Consider the following 21173-nt stretch of genomic DNA (forward strand, 5'->3'; position numbering starts at 1 on the left):
GCGGTGTGCGATGAGAATCACCATGGCGGTCAACGGAACACGTGGCGACATACAGCCCGCCGTGATCCTGGCGGGTGCGCTCGCCGCCCGCGGACATGACGTGCGGGTCGGAGTGCCGCCCAACCTGATCGGACTCGCGGCCCATCTCGGGGTGCCCGCCCGGGCATTCGGCTACGACACCCGCGCCCACCTGGAAGAGGTGCGCCGGGTACGAAACGAGGCCGGCCGCAACCCGCTTCGCCGGGTACAGGCTGTTGCGGCGGTCAATCGCACCGGCTGGTCCGACAGCGTCGACGACCTGGCCGACCTGACCGCCGGTGCCGACGCGATCATCACCGGATTCACCACCGAGGCGATCGCGTTGCCGTTCGCCGAAGCACTCCGGATACCGCTGATCAGCCTGCACCACGCGCCGGTACGCGCCAACGCCCGGGTGGGGCCCCTGCCGCAACTGCCCGGCGCGCTCGGCGGCCCGCTGGTGCCCGCGCAGTGGGCGGCGGCCGAACAACTCATGCGGCTGGCCACCCGCGGGCAGGAGGCCGCATTGCGCGCCCGGCTGGGGGTCCGGCCGGCCGGTGCGCCGCTGGCCGGGCTGATCGCCGGAAATGCCGGCATCGAGATCCAGGCCTACGACCCGATGTTCGCGATCACCGGCGACAGTCGATGGGATGCCTCGCCGCGGCCACGCCCGGTGGTCGGCTTCATCGACCTCGCCGTCCGCCACTCCGGCCCCGATCCGGCGCTCGATGCCTGGCTCGAGGCGGGCGGGCCACCGGTGTACTTCGGGTTCGGCAGCATGCCCATCCGCGACAGTCAGTCCACGGTCAGCGCGATGGTCCGCGCGGCCCGCCGGATCGGCCGTCGGGCCTTGATCTGCGCGGGCTGGAGCGGGCCGCCCGAGAACGTGCCGTCGGGCGCCGACGTGTACTTCGCCGAGACCGTCGACCACCATTCGGTCCTGTCCCGGTGCGCGGCCGCCGTCCACCACGGCGGCGCCGGGACCACGGCGGCCGCGCTGCGTCACGGGGTTCCGTCGGTGGTGTGCTGGTTCGGCGCCGACCAGCCGTTCTGGGGTGCGCAACTGCGCCGCGTCGGCGCCGGGATGAGTATGCCGGTGAGGAAGCTGACCGTGGATGCGTTGGAGTCGGCGCTGCGCGCGATCGACACCGACGTGTCCCGGCGGCGCGCGTCGAACGCGGCCCGTGCTCTCGTCGGCCCCGACGAAGCACTCGCCGAGGCCGTCGCCGCTGTCGAGACCGTGACCGGACGGAGCGCGGATCGGGTCAGGGAGGTGGCCCGTTGAGCAGACTGGGCCCGGCGGACGCCACCTACGAGTTTCTGCGCCGGGCACTGGGCTGGTCGGTGGTGCTGCAGGTGGTGTGGGTGTTCGACGAGGCGATACCCGCCGAAGCGATCGTGTCGATGAACACGTGGCTGAGTCGGGGAAGGCTGCACCGGCGGCTCGTCGCCGCCGGCATCCCCGGCGCCCGCCCGCGCTGGGTGCCCGCCGACGGACCGCCGGAACCGGTGTTCGATCACGTGCCGGTGGGCCCGTCCCAGATCGAATCGTGGGCGGGCAGCGAGATGGCGGCGGTCGATCTGGACGCGGCCGCCGGGCGGTGCTGGCGATTGCGGAGCGCACCCACCGACTCCGGTGGCACGGTGCTGTCACTGTGCGCGCTGCATCTGGTGGCCGACGGCCGCACGTTGGTGCGGGCGGCGGGCGAGGCGATGTCGCACACCGCGCCGCCCGCACCCGCGGATCTCGGCGGTGACCTGGTGTCCGAGGTGAAGGACGCGGCGGCGCAGGTATGTGCCGGATTCGCCGGTGTCGCGGCAGCCGGGGTGGGTGCGCTGGTGGGCCTGGCGGGCACACGTACCGCGGACACCGTCGCCACCAGGCCTGCGCGGTCGCCGAGCGCCGACCGTGCCCCACGGGCGCGGCCGCTGTGGGCGACGGCCAGTGTGCCCGCCGCGGAGTGGGATTCGGTGGCACGGCGACACGGCGGAACTCCCAACTCGCTGTACATCGCCGTCGTCACAGGTCTGCTGCGATCGGGAGGTTATGCCCCGCTGGGTGATCCGATCAAGGTGGGCGTGCCCGTCGATGTCCGGGCAGCCGGTGACGACAGCTCGAACGCCACGGCCGGGGTGTCGATGATGCTCACCGACGATCCGACGCCGGGCGGTTCACTCACAGCGATCCGCGGAGTCTGCAAGGATGCCTTCCTGTCGCTGGCCGGTCGCCGTGCGGAGCCGGGCGACCTGACGGCACTGGTGTGGTTGTTGCCGTCGACCTGGCTGATCGGTGCGGTGAGCGCGGGAAACGGGATGCCCGATGCCATGGTGTCCAATCTCGGTGACATCGACGAGCGTGCGGTCCGATTGGGTTCGGCAACCGCTCGGCGCACCGCTTTTCGTGGTATCGCCCAGGGCGTTGACCCGGCGCTGCCGTACCGATTCGGCGACGGCGTACAGGCCTGGCTGCTGCGCGGGCACGACGAGGTGACCTTCTGCGTGGCCGGATTCGACGAGTCCGTGTTCGGCGATGGCCGGTTGCGTCGGCTGCTGGCCCAAGAACTCGCCGACTGGCAACTGACACATGATATCTGGTGAAAGGATGATTGCGATGACGATTCCCCGGCTGGCCGGTGCCGACGAAGCATATCTGCTCAGCGCGGACCTCTTCGGGGTCGGCGCGCCCATCCAGTTCTCCTGGGTGTTCGATGCCGATTCCGACCCCGGTGCCGCCGCCGTCACCGAACTGCGTGCGGCACTGGCCCGTGGCGCGCTGAATAGGGCTGTGGCGCGCACCCGTGTGCCGGCGGCCCGGGATCGCTGGGTACGGTCGGAGGTCGATGTGAGCACCACCGGCACAGAGCATATCGACGCCGGCGAGGTAGCGAACTGGCTCGACCGCCGACTCCGAGCCGCCCGGCTGGATCCGGCCGAGGGATCGGCCTGGCGGCTCGACGACGCCGTCACCGCCGACGGGCGTCGAGTGGTGTCGCTGTTGGTATCGCACATGGTGACCGACGGTCAGGGTGTGTACCGGGCGCTGGACGCCGCGACATCGGGACTCGGCACGGATCTGCCGAGCGGATCGTCGGCGCGCGGAGTGCGTGCGATCGGCGTCGACATCGCCGATGCGGCACGACAGTTGGTGGCCGCGGTGCGGGCGGTGCGGGTGGTTGTCGGCGAGGCGGTGCGCGGGGCGTCGCGTCGCGGCGACACCACCCGGCCGGCGCCGCCGCTGCCGCCGGAGTCCGCCGACGCACCCGACACCACGCTGGCGATCGTCGATGTCGACCGTGAGACATGGCACAGCTGCGCGCGGGCGCACGGCGGTACCGCCAACAGTCTGTTCGTCGCGGTCCTCGCCGGGATCGTCGCCCGGGCCGGTGTGCCGGTGGAGGAGGGGCGGGATGCGCGCACGAATGTGTGCATCGCGGTCAACAGGCGCGGGGACGACACCGACGATCGGGCCAACGCCTCAGGTGGAGTGTGGATCCGGGTTCCCGGCACAACAGAGCCACGAATGGACCTGTCCGACATACGAGCACTGAGCAAACAGGCTTTCGTCGACTACGCCGCGTCCGGGGCCGACCGGACCGCCGACCATCTCCAGTCGATCGTGCGACTGCTGCCGGGTGCGATCATCGGAAAGATGATGCGCGCCATCCCCGGACCGGACACCACCGTGTCCAACCTGGGGGTGGCACCGGAGTCCGCGCTCACCATCGGTGGCCGCACCGCGGCGCGCTTTGCGATCCGGGCGATCATGGTCGGTGTTCCGCCGTCCGCGCGCCGCACACAGGGGCCGGCGATCGCCGCGTGGGCCGTCGAATACGGCGACCGGATCACGTTGACGTTCTTCGGCATCAACCCCGACCACTTCGGCGACCCGGAGCTGTTGCACAAACTCATCGGCACCGAACTCGCCGCGTGGGGTGTCCCCGGTACCGCCTGGTGACAGACATGAGCACCTCCGCAACCCATATCGCCGTCATTCTGTACGGCAGCCGCGGCGACATCCAGCCGGGCGTGTGCCTCGCGCTCGAACTGCTCGAACGAGGTCACCGGGTATCGGTGGCCGTGCCACCCAACCTGGTGGCCTTCGCCCGCGCACTCGGCGCCGGTGAGGTGTACTCGATCGGCGTGGACACCCACACCGCGTGGTCCTCGGACGAGGCCGCCGACAGCCGTCGCCGGTCACCGATCGCCCGGCTCCGGTACGCCGTCACGACCGTCCGGGACGGGTTCGCCGCGTTCGACCGGTCGCTGACCGGGCTGTTTCTCGACGATCGGGCGCCGCTCGCCGATGCCGATGTGGTGGTGGCGGCGCCACTGTGCCAGGATCGCGCGCTCGCGATCACCGAACGGCTGGGGATCGCGTTGGTGGTGCTGCGATTCGGTCCGATGTCGGAGAACGGTGTGCTCGGTGCCGTTCCGGGGTGGAGCGATTCGTGGTCACCGGACTGGAAGCGACGGTCGTGGCGATTCGCCGACCGGGTTACCTGGTTGGCCACGGGCTGGAACGAGATGTTGTTCCGTCGCCGTCTGGGTCTGCCGCCGGTATTCGGTCCGCTGCCGAAACGGTTGGCTGCGCAGGGTATCCGGCAGATTCAGGCCTACGACCAGGAGATCGTGCCCGGTATCGCCGATGAGTGGGGGCCGCTCAGGCCGGTGGTGGGATTCTTCGACCTGTCGTCCCGCGATCGCCTCGCCCTCGACGAATCAGGCGGTGACAGCAGCGAACTCATGTCGTGGCTGGACGCGGGCGAGCAGCCGGTGTTCGTGTCGTTCGGCAGCATGCCGATCGACGATCCCGACCGACTGATCGGCATCTTCGCCGGTGCGGCCGCCGAGCTCGGATACCGTGTGCTGTTCTCCCTGGGGCCGCGACGTGGCCGCGATGCGACCGACCCGGGCATCTATTACACCGGCGCCGTGGATCATTCGGCGATTCTGCCGAGATGTTGCGCGGTCGTCCACCACGGCGGGGCCGGCACCACCGCGGCCGGTCTGCGTGCGGGTCTGCCCACGATGATCTGTGCGGTCACCGCCGACCAGCCGTTCTGGGCGGCCCGGATCCGCGCGCTCGGCGTCGGCTACGGCACCCGGTTGGGCAAGGTCACCGATGAGATCGCCCGGATCGGTCTGCGGACGATCCTCGATCCCGAAATCGTCTGTACCACACAGCAGTTGGCCGACCGCCTGGCCGCCCCCGACACGGCGGTCGCCGCTGCCGCCGCCGTCGTCGAGGCCGAGGTGGTGGTGCACACCTAAGTCGGTCGGGGCCAGTCCCGCACGAAATCAACTCCGTACGAGAAATCAACTCCGTACGAGGCGAACCCGCACGGGCAGATCTGCCCTGTGCGGATCAGCGCAGGATACGTGCCGCGCGGGCGGCCCTGATCCAGGACGGGAACTCACCGAGCACGCGATCGTAGAGGTCCTGGTCGGAGACGCGGTCGATGTCGTCGACGGCGAAGAATCCGACATTGTCGACGCGGCGGTCGGGCAGCGTGTCGAACCGCCGCAACACACCGTAGTCGGCGTTTCCGAGGCCGATGAACTGCCAGAAAATCGGATGCTCGACGGATGTGCGTAGCTCCCGCTCGATCTCGTCGTTGCGGTACACGCCGCCGTCGGAGAAGAACAGGACGAGGGTGGGGTGCGAAATCGGATTGCCGGACACATAGTTGCGCACCTCGGCGATCACCTTCTGCTCCTCATTGCCGAAACCGACCCTGGTCATGTCGATCTGGCCTGCCGCCGCCTGCTGCTGACGCTTCTTCTTGCGGAGGCCGCCGAACATGGTGGCGATGCGCACGTGCTGCGGAATCCACCGCGGCAGCTCGCCGAGCTGTGCGTCGGGGAGCCGGGCGGGGTTGGTGGCAAAGACCCACGCCTGCATGGTGGCATCGTCGTCGAGGACCGCGGACACGGCCGCGACACGCTCGACGCAGGTCGCGACGGTGCCGTTGGAGTAGAGCCTGGCCATCGACCCGGAGGCGTCGAGAACCAGGATCACCCGCGCCACGATCGGTTCGGTGGCGCCTGCCTTCCGCAACGAGACCGCGATCTGCTGTTTGCGCAGGCTGAGGCGTTTGCGCATGTCCACCGGCAGCAGCTCCTCGCCCTTGGAGAGGTTGATCGGCGCGGTCCCGGGTACCGGGTCCGGTGCCGCGGGCCGGGGTGCGGCCGGTGGTACAGGCGGCGTCTCCGGGGTCGGATCTTCATCGACGCTGATACCGAAATCGGTTGCCAGACCGGCAAGCCCGGAATCGTATCCCTGTCCGACAGCGCGGAACCGCCACCGGCCGTCGCGGCGATAGAGCTCACCGCCGACGAACGCCGTTTCGGTGGTGGCGGTCATCGGGAACCGTGCCACCTCCCGGCCGCCCGCGTCGATGAGTGTCAGGCACAGGTCGGGGACCTGTCCGAACGTGCCGCCGTCGGCGGACGCCGCGAGTACGATCCGCTCGATCGCCGGTTCGACGCGGGCGAGATCGATGTCGATCGAGTCGAACGTCCCGGACTTTCCGACGTGTTGCACCGCGTCCGAGGTGTGATACGGCTGGTTGTAGAAGACGAAGTCGGCGTCGTCACGGACCGATCCGGCGGTGGTGAGCAGCAACGCCGACGCGTCGACATCAGGACAGCCCGGCCCCGAGCGCCAGCCCAGCGCCGCGCGGACCTGCAGGATATCGAGACCGATGTTGGCGCCTTTACCGAGGATCGTCACCGGTCACATCTTGCCAGGTATGTCCGCCGTCGCACGGTACGGGAGCGCGGTACCGGAGAACGACCCACCGCTCACAGCCGGACACCGCTGATGACGATCTGGCGGGTGACGCCGCCGACCTCGACTATCTGCAGGACGGTGCCGTCGGGTGCGATGTGGACCTCTCCGGTGGGCCGGCCGTCGATGGTGCTCTGGTATATGTACAGGTCGCCGTTGTAGACGATGACCGTGGTCCGGTAGGTGTCTGTGTCGGCGTCGTATCGAACCACCGTCTGGTAGTGGGTGCCGTCGGCTCCGGTGACCGGCGCACCCACCGGGATTCCGTCAACGGTGTAGGAACCCTGCGGGCCGAGCGCGATGTTGATCCGGCGGATATGGGTTTTCCCGGTGGACTGGTCACCCTCGGTCGTCGTCACCCACAGGTAGGTGCCATCACCGATGACCTGGCTGGTCGCGGTTCCGTCGACTTGATAGACGGTGGAACCGTTGAGTTGGCGGACGATGGTGTTCGTCCCGGTGATCACCTGATATACGTTTCCGTCGGCCGTCACGACGGGACCGCCGACCGGTTCTCCCGGGATGTCCACGGTGCCGCTCGGGGGGAAGGCATCGAAGTTGAACACGTGAATGTGGGTCACGGTGGTGCCGGGGGTGGCGCCGTCGGTCCGGGTCACGAAGTAGCCCCGGTTGGTTCCGGGAAGGAAGGCCACATCGCCCACGGGCGTGCCGTCGACATCGAAATAGCCGACATAGCCCCAGTCGTAGTTGAATCTGGCGATCTGGGTATTCCCGTCGGCCAGCCGGGTCAGCAGGTAGGCGGTGCCATCATCGTCGAAATATGCTCCACTGTAAGGGGTTCCGTCAATGTCGAGGTCGGCCGGCGAGGTGAGGGTGGCTGAGTATCGGTACAGCGTTGTCTCGTCGGTGCTCGCGTTGTGGCTGACTTGGTACACAGCACCGTCGGGACCGATGTACACCGTCCCCACCGGAACCCCCGCGGCGTTGACGGATGTGGTCACCCCGGCCGCCGGGTTGAGCAGCGATATGCGGGTCTTCATGGTGCCGGATACCACCCGTTCGGTGGTGAGGTAGACCTGTCCGCCCGGTCCGATCACGACGGGACCGGTCGCCTTCTCGTTGAGGATGGAATGGGTTTTGCCCAAACCGTCGGCGCCGATCACGTACACGGAGGTGTTGTTGCCCAACGACATCACCTGATAGGCGTTGCCCGCCGCGTCGAATCGCAGGTTCCCCACCGGGGTGTGAGTCGCCTCGAAGAAGTACTCCATACCGTCGCCGGCCGGGCCGCCGAAGCTGGTGATGTAGGTCCTGTTGGAGCCGTTGGTGGTGGTCTGATAGGCGGTTCCGTTCGGGCCGACCTGAACACCGCCCAGCGGTGTGCCGGTGACCGACCGGGTGGTCGCCGCCCGGGTCACCGGATCGATATAGGTGACATACGTTGTGCCTGTTGTCGAATCGTGGGTGGTGAAGTAGGTGCGACCGTCGCTGGAGGTGGCTGCCTGCCCGACGGGTGCACCGGGTGCGGAGATCGCGGCGATACCGATGGTGACGGTCTGCGTGGCGGTGCCACCGTTGCCGTCATCGACGGTGATGCTGAGGGTTTCGGTCCGGGTCGCCGGATCGTCCCCGGCGAACGAGGCGTTCCAGCGGGCCGTCGCGGTGGGTGTGAAGGTGTACGTGCCGTCGCCGTTGAGCGTGAAGCTGCCCTTGTCGGTGGTGAAAGTTCCGGCCGTACCGGAGTTTCCGTTCACGGTGTAGGTGAGGGGGTCGTCGTCGGGATCGGTGGCGGTGATGGTGCCGGTGGCGATCCCCGTGATCGGGTCGAGGGAGGTGGGCGGGTGGACGGTGAGCGTCGGTGCCTCGTTGGTGATGACGGCGTCCACGACAACGGTGACTGTGGTGGTTGTGGTGTGGCCGGTCTGCCCGAGCCAGAACGGGATCGCGAAATGATGGTGGTGCCGGCCGGTTTCGTCGGAGACGGTGACGGTGAAGGTGTCCGTCCCGCCGTTGTCGAGCAGGTCCTGGTCGGGGGTGTAGGTGAAGGTGCCGTCGGAATTGACGGTGACCCCGCCCTTGGTGGGTCCGGTGGTGACCTGATAGGTGATCGGATCGTTCTCATGGTCGGTGGCGTTGAGATCGCCTGTCACTACCCCGGTGTCGGGATCGGAGGTGGTGACGGTGGGTGTGGCGACCGGGGCCTGATTGTGCCAGTGCTCCTGGTGCCGCCGCACGATCCACGCCAGCGCCCAGGCGATCGGGTTGCCGGACGCGGGCGAGTTGCCGCCGCTGAGCAGCGGAAGGCCGAACAGGGTCAACAGACCCAACGCGGAGCTGAGCGGAGAATCACTGAGGGATGCGGCCGGTGCACTCGTCGGATCCGGCACGGACTGCTGGGCGGGCACGGAGAACGCGGCCGTCGACAGCGCCCCCGTCGACAGTGCCTCCGTCGACACCGGTTGTGCGGGAGTGGCGGGGGTCGGTGCCCGGTCGCTATCGGACGGGGCGGGGTCAGCGGTGGACGGATCGGAAATGCCGCCGGTGTCGCTGTCGTGGTCATCGGGTGCCGTCGGGTCGCCGGTGGAGGAGGCGGCGGGCGCGTCACCGACTCCGTCATCGACGGCGGCGGTCGGTGCGGTGTCCGGCTCGACCATCGGTTCGGGCTGCGGATATACCGACGCGTCCTCGGTGCCGGGGCTCCCGGTGCCCTCGACGCTGTCGGCCGGGCTGCTGTCGGTTGGTTCGGTGTCGGTCGTGTCGGTGTCGGTGTTGCTGTCGGTCGTGTTGCTGTCGGTCGTGTTGCTGTCGGGGCCCGGGGCGATGTCGTCCGCGGCGGGCTCGGTGGCTGCCGCGTCGTCGGATGCGTCACCTGAATCCGTTGAGCCTTCCGGATCCGCCGCGTCATCCGAATCCCCGGCCCCTGAGCCGTCCGGCCCTGAAGTGTCTGAGTCCTGGTCCCCGGTGCCCGAATCCCCGGGGCCCGAATCCCCGGGGCCCGAATCCCCTGTATCGGCTGCGGGCCCGCCGGAGGAAGGCTCCGTGGTTCCGGGCTCTGCGGTTCCGGGCTCTGTGGCCGCCGCGCTGGTCGAGGTGGTTCCCGACGCCGCGTCGTCGGATTCGGCTCGGGCGGTGCCGTTCCCGCCGAACAGAAATATGCTCACCCCGGCTGCGGCGGCGATCATCCGGGTGCGGTGGCTGTAGGAGGTTCTCATTGCTGCGGCCTTCATATCGAGACGTGTGTTCGGAATCCCTGCTGTCGCTGCGGGCCGGTGGATTCCGGTCGGTCGGTCGGTCGGGCTGTCGGATCGGTGACGCGTGGTTTCAACTGTCAGGCGCCGCGGCGGCGCTGTCATCTGTGCGATGACAGAGATCGCAGCGCCACATCTGCCGACCCGATCGACAAGAACGTCGAACGGCGGGGTGATCGGTGGGGGTATCCGGCGAACCGGCGGTGCCGGTCTGGTAGCCGGCCGGCGCGGAAGTGTCGGCGCCATCGTGACCTGTGTCGCCTGGGGGCCCGGGGCACTCGGGGCCGAACCGCTCGGTTGGGCTTCCTGAAAGCCGGACTCCGCCGGACTCCGGGGGCGCCGGCGCCGACGGGCCCGGAATGCGAGGGACTCGAACCACCGACGGCGGGGGGTGTCGTGGCCGAGTCTCCTCCCGGTCCCGTCGACGCCGACGGTTCGGGGTCCCCGGACGGGGAGGGAGCGGCGCCGGGTGAGTCGTCCTCACCCGGCGCGGCTTCGCACACAACCGTGCCCCGGGACAGCCGGCCACAAATCCGTCGCATGACGGAGATTCGGGCGCCAAATACGCCCGGACCGGCGAACCGGTCAGCGACCGGCGACGAATGCGGCCAGTTCGACGCGGGTCCGCATACCGAGCTTGGTGAGTGCGTGCGAGACGTGGGTCTGTACCGTGCGCGTCGAAATATGCAGGAGTTCGGCTATTTCCGGTCCATTACATCCCTCGCCGACCAATTCGGCAATGGTCCGTTCGGTCCGCGTGAGGCTTTCCCAGCCCGTCTGTGGCCGTGTGCGCGTCGCGCCGGGCGTCAACCGCAGGCCGTGGGGACGCAGCCGGGAACACAGCCGTTCGGAGATCGTCACGGTCCCCATACTCTGGGTCAGTGCCAGCGTCTCGTGGGCGATCCCGCGGGCCAGTGCCTTGTCACCGGCCATCGCCGCGGCGCAGGCCGACTCCTCCAGCGCCCGGGCCCGGCCGATCTGAAAGCCGGCGGTGTCGTGGGCGGCGGCAGTGGCGCGGCCGACGGTCACCACCGTCATCGGGTCGGCGCCCGACAGCATCGTGGCCACGATGGCGCGGATGAGGTCGACATCGCGTGCGGCCCAGTCCGCCTGCGGATACGGCTGGTCGTCGAGATCGGTAACGATGCGGCGCAGCAGTGCCGTGTCGCCGGCCCGCAGTCCGATCCGGACACATTCGATGCCGAACTCGGGCATCCACATGAACGCACCGTGCTCGTGCGCACGGATCCATACCGACATCGCGGCAGCGGCCGCCGGGCGCAGCTTGCGGGTCGCCTCCAGGAGTTGAACGGCGGTGGCATCGATCACCGGGATGCCGAGCTGGTCGGGCAGGCCGCCGGTGTTCCACTCGTCGATCCGGGATGCGGCGTCGGCGAGGTCGCCGGAGAGGATGGCGGCGTGGATGCGGCCGCCGACGGCCAGCGACGTCCAGCCCATGTCGGCGGTGGCGACCCGTTCGAGTCCGGCATCGAACGACGCGGCGGCATCGGACACCCGGCCCAGATCCAATTCGATTCCGCCCTGGATGAATTCGTGGTAGGCGATCATCCAGTCCGCGCCCCGGTTGGCGCGCAGCCCGGTCACCGACCGCAGCAGGTCGGCGGCCGGTCCCGCGCCGTGGGCGTACTGCTCGACCAGCGGCACCCAGATATTGGCGCCGGACGAGCTGTTGTCGCCCCTGGCGCCGTCGTCGGCATCGCGGCGGGACGCGATCAGGATCAGCCGCAGCGATTCGTTCAGGTCGCCGAGGAGCATGCGGCGCAGCGACTCCGCGATCACCCCGGACAACGGCCTGGTCTCGACCTCCGACAGGTCGAAGAACGGCTCGCGCGGAACAGGTTCGGCGCCTTCCATGATGCCCACGTACCGGCGCAGATCCTCGAGTTCGGTGATCGTGTCGTCGTCGATGGGCAGTGCCAGGGTCTGGTCGATCAGGTCGCGGGCCCGCTTCGTGTCACCCTTGGTGATGACTGCGAACAGCAGCACCTGATGCAGGTCGGCGATCTCCTCGACGGTCGTGGCATGGGCCAGGCCGTCCTCGGCCACCTGCGCCGCGCGGGTGAATTGTCCTGTGTGGGTGAGCGCGGTGGCGAGGTTCAGGTGCATCAACCGCAGGTTCTTGGACGCCGTCACATCGGCGGGCAGGGTGTCGAGCAGTTCAACGGCCACCGCCGGTGCGTAGTCGAGTTCGAGCCGGGCGGCGGTGACGGCTGCCGCACTGCGGTCGGCATCGGTCCCGGCGGCGATCGTGTGATGGGCCACGATCTGTGCCGTGCGCCGGGCGGCGGGGTGGTCGGCCACCGCCTGGTGCAGGACGGTGCGCAGTGCGGGTGCGAGTCGTTCGTAGGTGACGTCGGCGTACAGGTCGTGGGTGAAGTGCAGGGTGTCGCCGGGACCGGTGCCCACGACACCCGCGTCGATGGTGGTCTGGGCGGCGCCGACGAGGGCGGCAGGTGGCGAACCGTCGAGTGCCGCGATCTCGGTGAGGGTGGCCGGGCCACCCCACACGGCGAGCTTCTGGGTCAACTCACGGGCCGTCGGATCCAGCAGCGCCAGGTGTGAGCCGATGACCTCCTTGATGCCGTCGTGGACGGTGGCCACGCCGTCGGGGTCGACGGTCGCGACGCCGTCCTGAACGTGTAGGTCGCCGGTCTGCCGCAACGACCGCAACAGTGAGAGCGCGTGCATCGGGTTTCCGCCCGAACGTTCGAGCACCTCCTCGACACCGGCGCCGGGGGTGGCGTGCAGCGCGCCCGCTGCGAGGGCGATCAGTTCCGCCGGCGACATGGGCGGCACGTCCCATTCGCGGACTCCCGGCAGGGACAGCAGCCGGGTCAGTGATTGGCGGTTCGGCAGGTGCCGGCGCGTCAGGATCAGTACGAGCGGCAGATCGCGGGCGGCGCCGGTGAGCCGGGTGAACAGGTCCAGGCTGGCGGCATCGGCGTGGTGCGCGTCGTCCAGGGCCAGCACGAGCGGCCCGCGCGCGCACAGGTCGTCGACCCGGGCGTACAGATCATCGGCGAAGTCGTCGGGGACGGTGGTGGGGATGTCGTGGTCGAGAAGGGCTGCGGCGACGGCGTAGGGCCTGCGCCAGGACAGGTCGTCGGCCTCGGCGCGGCGCAGCGTGCAGACGGTCCCGTCCAGGCGTGGGCCGGTCAGTGTCGGTAGGGTGTCGAGCAATTCCCGCAGGATATGAGACTTTCCGGTACCCGGTCCGGACGCGATGACCAGGGTGCGGGACGCGCCGGGGGCGGCGTTGAGGGCGGTGGCGAGCGCGTCGGTGAGGTCCGCGATTGTCACCTGCCGACGGGAGAGCTGCGGCGCGGGCACGCGAGCAGTGTAGTCACCGTCGGCATGGCGGGCCTCACACCGGCGGCGATCGATGCCGCCGGTGGGCGTGGCGTGCACTCGGGTGCGCGTCCTACTTCCAGGTGCGGAGGGTCTCCGCGATCGGGGTGGTGGGGCGGCCGAGAATCCGGGACAGGTCGTCGGTGACCACCGACAGCTGGCCTTCGCGGGTGGACTGATTCAGGCTCACCACCAGGTCGACGACCTCGGCGGGCAGTCCGGCCGCGGCCAGGCCGGCCCGCTCCTCGTCGGCGGTGATCGTGCGGTACTCCACCGGCTTGTCCAGAACCCGTGAGAGGGCCTCGGCGAACTCGGGGAACGTCCAGGCGGTATCGCCGGTCAGCTCGTACACCTTGCCGTCGTGGCCGTCGGTGGTGAGGACGATCGCGGCCGCCTCGGCGAGGTCGGCGCGCGGCGCGCTGGCGATGCGGGCGGTCTCACCGACACTGTTGGCGATGACGCCGGTGGCCTGGGCGGCCCCGAACTCGGACTGAAAGTTCTCGGTGTACCAGCCGTTGCGCAGGATCGTGGCGGTGATGGGGGCGGCGGCCAGGTACTCCTCGGTGGCTTTGTGCTCGGGCGCCAGGATCAGGGTGCTGGTGTCGGCCTGCGGGGCCGAGGTGTAGGTGACGCGGCGTACCCCGGCGGCGACGGCCGCGTCGATGGCGGCCTTGTGCTGCGGGAGCCGCCGGCCCACCTCACTGCCCGAGATCAGCAGCACCTCGTCGGCACCTCGCAACGGTTCGGCCGGCGTCGACGGATCGTTGAGGTCGATGGCGAAGGTGGCCACGCCCTTGTCGGCGAGGGCGGCCAGGCGTTCGGGACTGCGGCCGAGCGCGCGGATGTCGCCGGCGGCCACACCACGCTTGAGCAGTGCGTCGACGGTGAGGTTGCCGAGGGCTCCGGTGGCTCCGAAAACGGCGATGGTCATGGCGGTCTCCTTGCGGTGAGGCGGTTGGGCGGTGAGGCGGTGGGACAGCAGATGTGGTGGCGTGGCGGATGGGGTGCGCGGCCATCACTTCCTACTTGAACGTTCAATAAGCTACGTTAGCACTGTTAGTTGAACTGTCAAGTAGGGATAGGATGTGACAATGCCCGCACCCGATGACACGCCCTGGCTCACCTCCGACGAGCGGGGCGCGTGGCTGGCCGTCGCGGCACTGATGGTCCGGCTGCCCGCGGCCCTCGACATCCAGCTCGAACGCGATTCCGGGCTGAGCATGTTCGAATACATGGTGTTGTCGGTGCTCTCGGAGGAGCCGGACCGGACGATGCGGATGAGCGAGATAGCCACCTTCGCCTCGTCGTCGTTGTCGCGGCTCTCGCACACGGCCAAACGCCTGGAGAACGCCGGCTACCTGATCCGGCGGCAGATCCCCGGCGGCGGCCGGCGCACCAACGCCACGCTGACCGACGCCGGCCACGCCAAGGTGCTGGCCGCGGCCCCGGCACATGTGCGGGAGGTACGGCGACTGCTCATCGACGTCCTCGACCCCGAGGAGATCGACGTGCTCGGCCGCATCGGCCGCAAGGTGGTGCGGGCGATCGATCCTGACGGCGGCGAATGCGACCAGGTGCGCTGAACAGCGCGCACCGGCCGCCGCGGCAATCGGTCCGCGCGGCGGCTACCGCCGGGGGATGAGCAGCGCGATGAGGAAACCGAGATAGGAGGCGGCCGCACCGATCAGGAAGCACCAGCGGAACGCCGTCTGATCGGGGTAGTCGTGACCGGCGACGGTGACGGTGGAGCCGGCGAGCACCATCGCGATCACCGCCGACGCCGAGGTGGTTCCGATCGAGCGCATCAGGCCGTTGAGGCCGACGGCCGCCCCGGACTCGTCCGCGGGCACATTGGCCATGATGAGCGTCGGCATCGCCGAATACGCGACGCCGACACCGGCCGCGCAGACGATGGAGGCGATCATGACCTGCCAGGGGCTTTCCATCAGGAACAGCGCGACCAGGTAACCGGTGCCCAGCAGCGCGGAGCCGATCAGGAAGGCGTACCGGCCGCCGATCCGCTGGATGAGAGCGCCCGACACCGGCGACATCAACAGCATCATGCCGCCGAACGGCGCCATCCACAGACCGGCCTGCAGTACGGTCTGGCCCAGTCCGGCACCGGTGGATGTGGGTGTCTCCAGCAGCAACGGGATCGTGACGGCCTGCGCCATCATCCCGAACCCGACGGCGATCGAGGCGATATTGGTGCACAGCACCGCGGGCCGGGCGGTGGTGCGCAGGTCGACGAGTGGTTCGTGGTGCCGGAGTTCGAACCAGGACCACAGCAGCAGGACCACGAGTCCGCCGACGAGTAGCCCCTGCGTGATCGGTTCCGACCAGCCCCAGTCATTGCCCTTGGTGACGGCGGTCAGCACCCCGATGAGGCCGACCGCCAACCCGAGTGCGCCGATCAGGTCGAGTCGACCGCCGACCGCGTCGTCGATGTGCGGAACCACCAGCAAGGTCAGAGTCAGGACGATCAGGCCGAGCCCGCCCGACATCCAGAACAGCACATGCCAGTCCGCGGTCTCACTGATCCACGCCGCCAGCGGCAGGCCGATTCCGGCGCCGACCCCCATCATCGCGCTCATCGCCGACACCGCCATCGACGTCAGATGGTCGGGGGTGACCTCACGCATCAGGCTGATCCCGACCGGGATGAAACCCATCGCCATACCCTGCACGGCACGGCCGGCGACCAGTGTGGGCAACGACGATCCGGCCGCGGCGATCGCCGACCCCAGCACCAGAAACGCGGCGCTGACCGCCAGCACACGTTGTTTGCCGAACATGTCGGCCAGCCGTCCCGCGATCGGCATCGCGACCGCGCCGCCGAGCAGGGTGGCGGTGATGACCCACGATGCGTTCTCGATGGACGTGCCGAGCGTGGCGGGCAGCTCGGGCTGGATCGGGATGATCAGCGTCTGCATCACCGAGGCGACCAGGCCGCCGAAGCACAGCACCGCGACCACCGCGAGGGTGCGCCCGGCACCGATGTCGGCGCGTGGGATCGCCGCGTTGTCCTCAGGATTTTCCGGTACCGATGTCGTTCCGGCGTCCCGCGCACGTAACGACATGCCACCTCCTCGTATGCACATTACACACGGCTGAAATTGTGTCCCGGCCGATAACCGTCTGATTGACCGAAGGCGCCCCGGCCGGCGCGGTAGACCATACACTGTGTTCATACGTAGTATTCAATGACGGTTCGTCGCGGGGCCCACCAGGGCCGCAGAGAGTTGAGAGCATGCCTGAAATTCGCCATGGGGCCGGGAAGAACCGGAATGTGGCCGTCCACGAACGCCGGATCGAAGCCGACGGTCATCACACCCGCGTCCTCGAGGTCGACGGAAACGGGCCCCTGATCCTGCTGCTGCACGGATTCGCCGACAGCTCCGACACCTGGCGTGACCTGCTGGCCGAGCTGGGCGCCCGCGGCCACCGGGGTGCCGCCGTGGATCTGCCCGGATTCGGGCGGGCCGACGGCATCGCGCGGACCGGCACCCTGCTCGGCACCTACGATTCCTTCGTCACCGCGGTGATCGAGGTGTTGCGCGAGCCCGGCGACGGCCCGGTCGTTGTGGTGGGCAACTCGATGGGCGCGACCGTGGCACTGCGCGCGGCGGGCGAGCGCGAGGACGTGGCCGCCGTCGTCGGTCTGGCACCGGCCGGTCTGGGGTTTCAGCGCGAGCTGCACCTGGCGAACGGGGCACTCAAGGCCATACTGCCGGTGCTGCGGATCGCCTACCAGGTGCCGTATCCGACGTTGGCGGTGCAACTGGCCGTCGCCACCTACTACCGGGTGCGGCTCGCATCGGGAATCTCGAACGCCTGGCGGTTCGGTTCGCACTTCCGCGGGATGTCGGAGTTCCGGCGCGTCGGTGTGCTGGGGCGCCGGCTGATGACGGAGGTCGAATCCGGCTGCCTCGAACTCGACACCATCGCGCGCCCGGTCACCCTCATCTGGGGTGATCGCGACCCGGTCTGCGACCCCGGCGGTGCGCGGACGCTGCTCGACGCCGTTCCCGGATCACATCTGGTCCTCATCGACGGCGGCGGTCATCTGCCGCAGATCGACCAGCCGCACACGGTCGCCGGGATCATCGCGTCGATCGCCGACGAAACCGCCCACCGGACCGACGCATCCGAAGCCGATATCGATATTCGCCGCCACGAGGGACAAGGACAACAGAGCGATGAGTGACCGGGACATCAAAGCCACCGATATCAAAGCCACGGGTATCAAAGCCACCGACATCAAAGGCACGGGTATCAAAGGCACGGGTATCAAAGGCACGGACAGCAAAGCCGGGGATCAGGCGGACGACGGGGGGAACGGGATCGGCGCCACCATCGGTCAGGTCGTGCGGACCGCGGCGAACGTGGTCGAGTACGTGCGCTTCGGCGGCCTGGAAACAGGTGAGGAACCCTCCCCGTATGACGTCACCCTCCGCACGCCCGTGCTGAGCCTGCGACGCTACTTCACCGACGACACGCCGGCCGGCGCCGCGCCGATCCTGCTGGTGCCGCCGCTGATGCTCAGCGCCGACGTCTGGGACGTGTCGCCGTCGACGAGCGCCGTCGGGCACCTGCGCCGCTCGGGCCTGGACCCCTGGGTCGTCGACTTCGGCGATCCGGCGGTCGAACCGGGCGGCAACATGCGCACGGTCACCGACCACGTGCTGGCCGTCTCCGACGCCATCGCCCACGTCACGGCGACCACCGGCCTGCCGGTGCACATCGGCGGCTACTCCCAGGGCGGCCTGTTCTGCTACCAGGCCGCGGCCCTGCGCAAGACCGACGGAATCGCGAGCATCTTCGCGCTCGGCAGCCCGATGGAACCGCTGTCCCTGCCCGGAATAGACCTGCCGGAAGAGGTTTTCGACGCGATCAGCAAATTCGGTATCGGTGTCCTGAGCAAGACGGGACTGCCGGGCTGGGCCTCGGCGAACCTGTTCAGCTGGACCAGCCCCATCGCCACGGCCAAGCAACGCCTGCAGTATCTCGCCGCTCTCGGCGACCGTGACGCACTGCTGCCCAGGGAACGTCAGCGCCGGTTCCTGGCCAACGACGGCTGGATCGCCTTCCCCGGACCGGCGATCGCCGAGGTCATGGAGTCGATGACCAACGAGCGATTCGTCCGTGGCGGCCTGGTCTTCGACGGTCGCGCCGTGAGCATGTCCGACATCACCTGCCCGGTACTGATCTTCACCGGGCAGTACGACGCGTTCGCCCCGCCGCGCGCGGTCCGCGACGTCATCAAGGGATTGCCGCGCGCCCAGGTGTGGGAATGCTCGATGCCGACAGGGCATTTCGGTCTCGGCGTCGGATCGCGGGCCAACAGGGAGACCTGGCCGACGGTGCACCGGTGGGTCGGGTGGATCGCCGGGGACAACGAACGCCCCGACAACCTCATCGACGCCCGCGAGGCCGGGCTGATCGAGCGCGAGGAGGCCACCACCGGCGGCACCGTCCGGCAGGTGCTCAATCTCGGCACGGCCGGTGTGCGCGCCGCCCCGGGACTGGTGCGCGAGGTGATCGACCGGGTGTCGGGGTCGGTGACGGACCTGACCACCGAAGCGCTCGACCAGGTGCCGCGATTGCTGAAACTGGAGCGGGTCGGCCCGGCCACCACGGTCTCCTACGGGAGCCTGCTCGCCGAAGCCGCCGAACAGGACCCGTCGGCGGTCTCCCTGCTGTATCGCGGCCACGCGTACACCCGGGCCGACATCGAAGCCGAGGTCGACGATCTGGTGCTGCGGCTGCTGCGGGTATCGGTCCGGCGCGGCGAACATGTGGGGGTGCTCACCGAATCGGGCGCGGCGCTGCTGTCGACGACCGCCGCGTTGAGCCGCATCGGCGCGGTGGCCGTGCTGCTCCGGCCGGGATCGGACACGCGCGCCGAACTGCAGCTCAGCCGGACCCGGCGGATCCTGGTCGACGCGGCCGGGCTTCCCGGGCTGGCCGGCATCGAGGACGTGACGGTGAACCTGATCGGCGACGCCCACGGAATCGACCTGCCCGCCGGTGTCGAGAACCTCAGCATGATCGACACCACGTCGGTGCGCCCGCCCAACTGGTATCGGCCGAACCCGGGCCGGGGCCGCGACCTGGCCTTCATCCTGTTCGGAGACGGCAGCGACGGCGTCCGGGCCGTGCCGGTGACGAACCGCCGGTGGGCGCTGTCGGCCTACGGTGCGGCCTCGGCGGCCTCCCTGACCGAATCGGACACCGTCTTCTCGGCCAACCCGCTCTATCACGCGTCCGGGTTGCTGCTGGCCACGGCCGCCCCGGTGGCCTCGGGTGCCCGGCTGGCGCTGACCGACTCGTTCGATCCGTCGTCGTTCTGGTCGGAGGTGCGTCACTACGGCGCGACCGTGGTGCCCTACACCTGGAGCATGTTGTCGTTGCTCGTGGCGCAGCCGCACAGTTCCGACGAGGAACACCATCCGGTACGGCTGTTCGTGGGGTCGGGCATGCCGCGCACCCTGTGGCGCGATGTGACCACCAGGTTCGCCCCGGCCCGGGTGCTGGAGATGTTCGTCCCGATCCGGACCGACGCGATCGTGGCCAACGTCTCCGGCCGGAAGATCGGTGCGGCCGGACAGTCGTTGCCGGGGACCGCCCGCACGGCGCTGGCGGCGATTCATCCGGTGACCGGTGACCTGCGATACGACCAGGACGGCTACGTGGTCCGCGCAAAGGAGGGTGTGCCCGGCCGGCTCCTGGTGGAAGCCGAACGGGGAAGCCCGCAGTGGGAGGACGTGCCGCTGCGCGGTGTGTTCGGTCCGCACGACGCGTGGATCGATACCGGTGAGGACTTCCGGCGCGACGAGGACGGCGATCTGTGGCCGCTGGGGCGCGGCACCGACATCATCGTGACCGCCGAGGGGACCGTCCGCCCGCGCGAGATCGAGGACGCGCTGGCCGGTGTTCCGGGTGTGGTGATGGCCGTGGCGATCCCGCGTGAGGACGCGCTGACCGTCGCCGTGGCGACCACCTCGGACGGTACCTACGACCAGGACCGGGCTCGCGGCGTCCTCGCGGACATGTCGGCCGCCGCGGGCCTGACCACGATCGTGCGGGTCGAGGACATTCCGCTCACCCGCTGGTACCGGCCGGACCGGAAGGCACTGGGGACCCCTGCCCGGCCTGCTCCGGCGAAGTGACGGGCGCTCGTCGGGCGCGGCGGACGCGCATGGGCGCAACCGAACCGCGCCCGACGAGCGAGACGGGGAACCTCACCGATCGGGGAACGGTGGGCGAGTCGGCGTCGACCACGCTCAGCAGGATCTTGGCCGCCTCCGCGCCCATGTGATAGTGATCGACGGCGACGGTGGTCAGTGGTGGGGTGACCAGGTCGGCCGTCGGGATGTCGCTGTAGCCGACGATGCTCATCTCGCCGGGGCATTCGATGCCGCGATGGCGTAGCTCCTTGAGGATGCCGAACGTGACCATGTCGTTGAATCCGATGTTCGCGGTGCGGTCGGTCGACTCGATGAGCTGACCTGTCGCCGTGCGGTCGGTGTGTCGGAGTCGATGTGGCCGACCGATGCCGCAGGCGCTGGATTCCTGGACTGGTGACCTGCAGAAGCGGTGAAAAGTCTGGACTGGGTTTCGCCTGAAAGTCTGGACTCGCGTGCAGAAGCGCCACTGACCTGTGCATACGTCCTTACAGAGGTGGTGTCCGCTGCTGCGCTGGATGCCTGCGGTTGGTCTAGATGTACTTCCCCGACACGTTGTGAACATCTGAGGTAAGGCGAAGGCCTCCGGGCAGGATGTGG

Annotated in this window: 13 protein-coding genes; 7 read left to right on the forward strand and 6 right to left on the reverse strand. The window is 69.2% G+C overall.

Annotated elements, in window-relative coordinates; genetic code table 11:
• Positions 1–10: 10 nt before the first annotated feature.
• The 4 genes from GII31_RS03455 to GII31_RS03470 are packed head-to-tail and all read left to right on the forward strand — an operon-like array spanning position 11 to position 5289.
• Entirely contained in the window at positions 11–1303 is a 1293-nt protein-coding gene (locus GII31_RS03455; protein WP_260840288.1) for a glycosyltransferase, read from the forward strand.
• Positions 1300–2616, forward strand: a complete 1317-nt coding sequence (locus GII31_RS03460; protein ID WP_213246837.1) for a hypothetical protein — start codon at positions 1300–1302, stop codon at positions 2614–2616. The genes GII31_RS03455 and GII31_RS03460 overlap by 4 nt, the downstream gene beginning before the upstream one ends.
• Positions 2617–2629: 13 nt before the next feature.
• Positions 2630–3973: a hypothetical protein gene (locus tag GII31_RS03465; RefSeq protein ID WP_213246839.1), complete on the forward strand. Its 1344-nt coding sequence runs from the start codon at positions 2630–2632 to the stop codon at positions 3971–3973.
• Positions 3974–3978: 5 nt separating this feature from the next.
• Positions 3979–5289, forward strand: a complete 1311-nt coding sequence (locus GII31_RS03470) for a glycosyltransferase (RefSeq protein ID WP_213246841.1) — start codon at positions 3979–3981, stop codon at positions 5287–5289.
• A 94-nt stretch (positions 5290–5383) separates the two neighbouring features.
• Here GII31_RS03470 and GII31_RS03475 read toward each other — a convergent pair whose 3' ends face one another.
• The 4 genes from GII31_RS03475 to GII31_RS03490 all read right to left on the reverse strand — a co-directional run bounded on the left by GII31_RS03475 (position 5384) and on the right by GII31_RS03490 (position 14317).
• Positions 5384–6751: a VWA domain-containing protein gene (locus tag GII31_RS03475; protein WP_213246843.1), complete on the reverse strand. Its 1368-nt coding sequence runs from the start codon at positions 6749–6751 to the stop codon at positions 5384–5386.
• Between the two features lie 71 nt (positions 6752–6822).
• A complete protein-coding gene (locus tag GII31_RS03480; protein ID WP_260840289.1) occupies positions 6823–9981 on the reverse strand; it encodes an Ig-like domain-containing protein in 3159 nt (1052 codons plus the stop codon).
• A gap of 621 nt (positions 9982–10602) precedes the next feature.
• Positions 10603–13368, reverse strand: coding sequence for a helix-turn-helix transcriptional regulator (locus GII31_RS03485; protein WP_213246847.1), 2766 nt, complete (start codon positions 13366–13368; stop codon positions 10603–10605).
• A gap of 91 nt (positions 13369–13459) precedes the next feature.
• A complete protein-coding gene (locus tag GII31_RS03490; protein WP_213246848.1) occupies positions 13460–14317 on the reverse strand; it encodes an SDR family oxidoreductase in 858 nt (285 codons plus the stop codon).
• A 160-nt stretch (positions 14318–14477) separates the two neighbouring features.
• Here GII31_RS03490 and GII31_RS03495 point away from each other — a divergent pair, with 160 nt between their 5' ends.
• Positions 14478–14969: a MarR family winged helix-turn-helix transcriptional regulator gene (locus tag GII31_RS03495; protein ID WP_213246849.1), complete on the forward strand. Its 492-nt coding sequence runs from the start codon at positions 14478–14480 to the stop codon at positions 14967–14969.
• Positions 14970–15011: 42 nt separating this feature from the next.
• On the opposite strand, the gene GII31_RS03500 is transcribed toward GII31_RS03495, so the two are convergent.
• Entirely contained in the window at positions 15012–16466 is a 1455-nt protein-coding gene (locus GII31_RS03500) for an MFS transporter (protein WP_213246850.1), read from the reverse strand.
• A 170-nt stretch (positions 16467–16636) separates the two neighbouring features.
• Here GII31_RS03500 and GII31_RS03505 point away from each other — a divergent pair, with 170 nt between their 5' ends.
• The gene (locus GII31_RS03505) at positions 16637–17593 is read left to right on the forward strand and encodes an alpha/beta fold hydrolase (protein WP_213246852.1); all 957 of its coding nucleotides are present in this window, start codon (positions 16637–16639) and stop codon (positions 17591–17593) included.
• Entirely contained in the window at positions 17586–20558 is a 2973-nt protein-coding gene (locus GII31_RS03510) for an AMP-binding protein (protein WP_260840290.1), read from the forward strand. The genes GII31_RS03505 and GII31_RS03510 overlap by 8 nt, the downstream gene beginning before the upstream one ends.
• Here GII31_RS03510 and GII31_RS03515 read toward each other — a convergent pair.
• Entirely contained in the window at positions 20491–21138 is a 648-nt protein-coding gene (locus GII31_RS03515) for a substrate-binding domain-containing protein (RefSeq protein ID WP_213246856.1), read from the reverse strand. The genes GII31_RS03510 and GII31_RS03515 overlap by 68 nt on opposite strands.
• Between the last annotated feature and the right edge of the window lie 35 nt (positions 21139–21173).

The organism is Gordonia pseudamarae (assembly GCF_025273675.1).
GTDB classification, from domain to species: domain Bacteria; phylum Actinomycetota; class Actinomycetes; order Mycobacteriales; family Mycobacteriaceae; genus Gordonia; species Gordonia pseudamarae.

Excerpts from the sequence above, each read along its gene's own strand:
- GII31_RS03505 (WP_213246852.1), top strand. The coding sequence starts at position 16,637 with ATGCCTGAAATTCGCCATGGGGCCGGGAAGAACCGGAATGTGGCCGTC.
- GII31_RS03470 (WP_213246841.1), top strand. The coding sequence starts at position 3,979 with ATGAGCACCTCCGCAACCCATATCGCCGTCATTCTGTACGGCAGCCGC.
- GII31_RS03495 (WP_213246849.1), top strand. The coding sequence starts at position 14,478 with ATGCCCGCACCCGATGACACGCCCTGGCTCACCTCCGACGAGCGGGGC.
- GII31_RS03515 (WP_213246856.1), bottom strand. The coding sequence starts at position 21,138 with ATGTTCACAACGTGTCGGGGAAGTACATCTAGACCAACCGCAGGCATC.
- GII31_RS03510 (WP_260840290.1), top strand. The coding sequence starts at position 17,586 with ATGAGTGACCGGGACATCAAAGCCACCGATATCAAAGCCACGGGTATC.
- GII31_RS03465 (WP_213246839.1), top strand. The coding sequence starts at position 2,630 with ATGACGATTCCCCGGCTGGCCGGTGCCGACGAAGCATATCTGCTCAGC.
- GII31_RS03500 (WP_213246850.1), bottom strand. The coding sequence starts at position 16,466 with ATGTCGTTACGTGCGCGGGACGCCGGAACGACATCGGTACCGGAAAAT.
- GII31_RS03490 (WP_213246848.1), bottom strand. The coding sequence starts at position 14,317 with ATGACCATCGCCGTTTTCGGAGCCACCGGAGCCCTCGGCAACCTCACC.
- GII31_RS03455 (WP_260840288.1), top strand. The coding sequence starts at position 11 with ATGAGAATCACCATGGCGGTCAACGGAACACGTGGCGACATACAGCCC.
- GII31_RS03480 (WP_260840289.1), bottom strand. The coding sequence starts at position 9,981 with ATGAGAACCTCCTACAGCCACCGCACCCGGATGATCGCCGCCGCAGCC.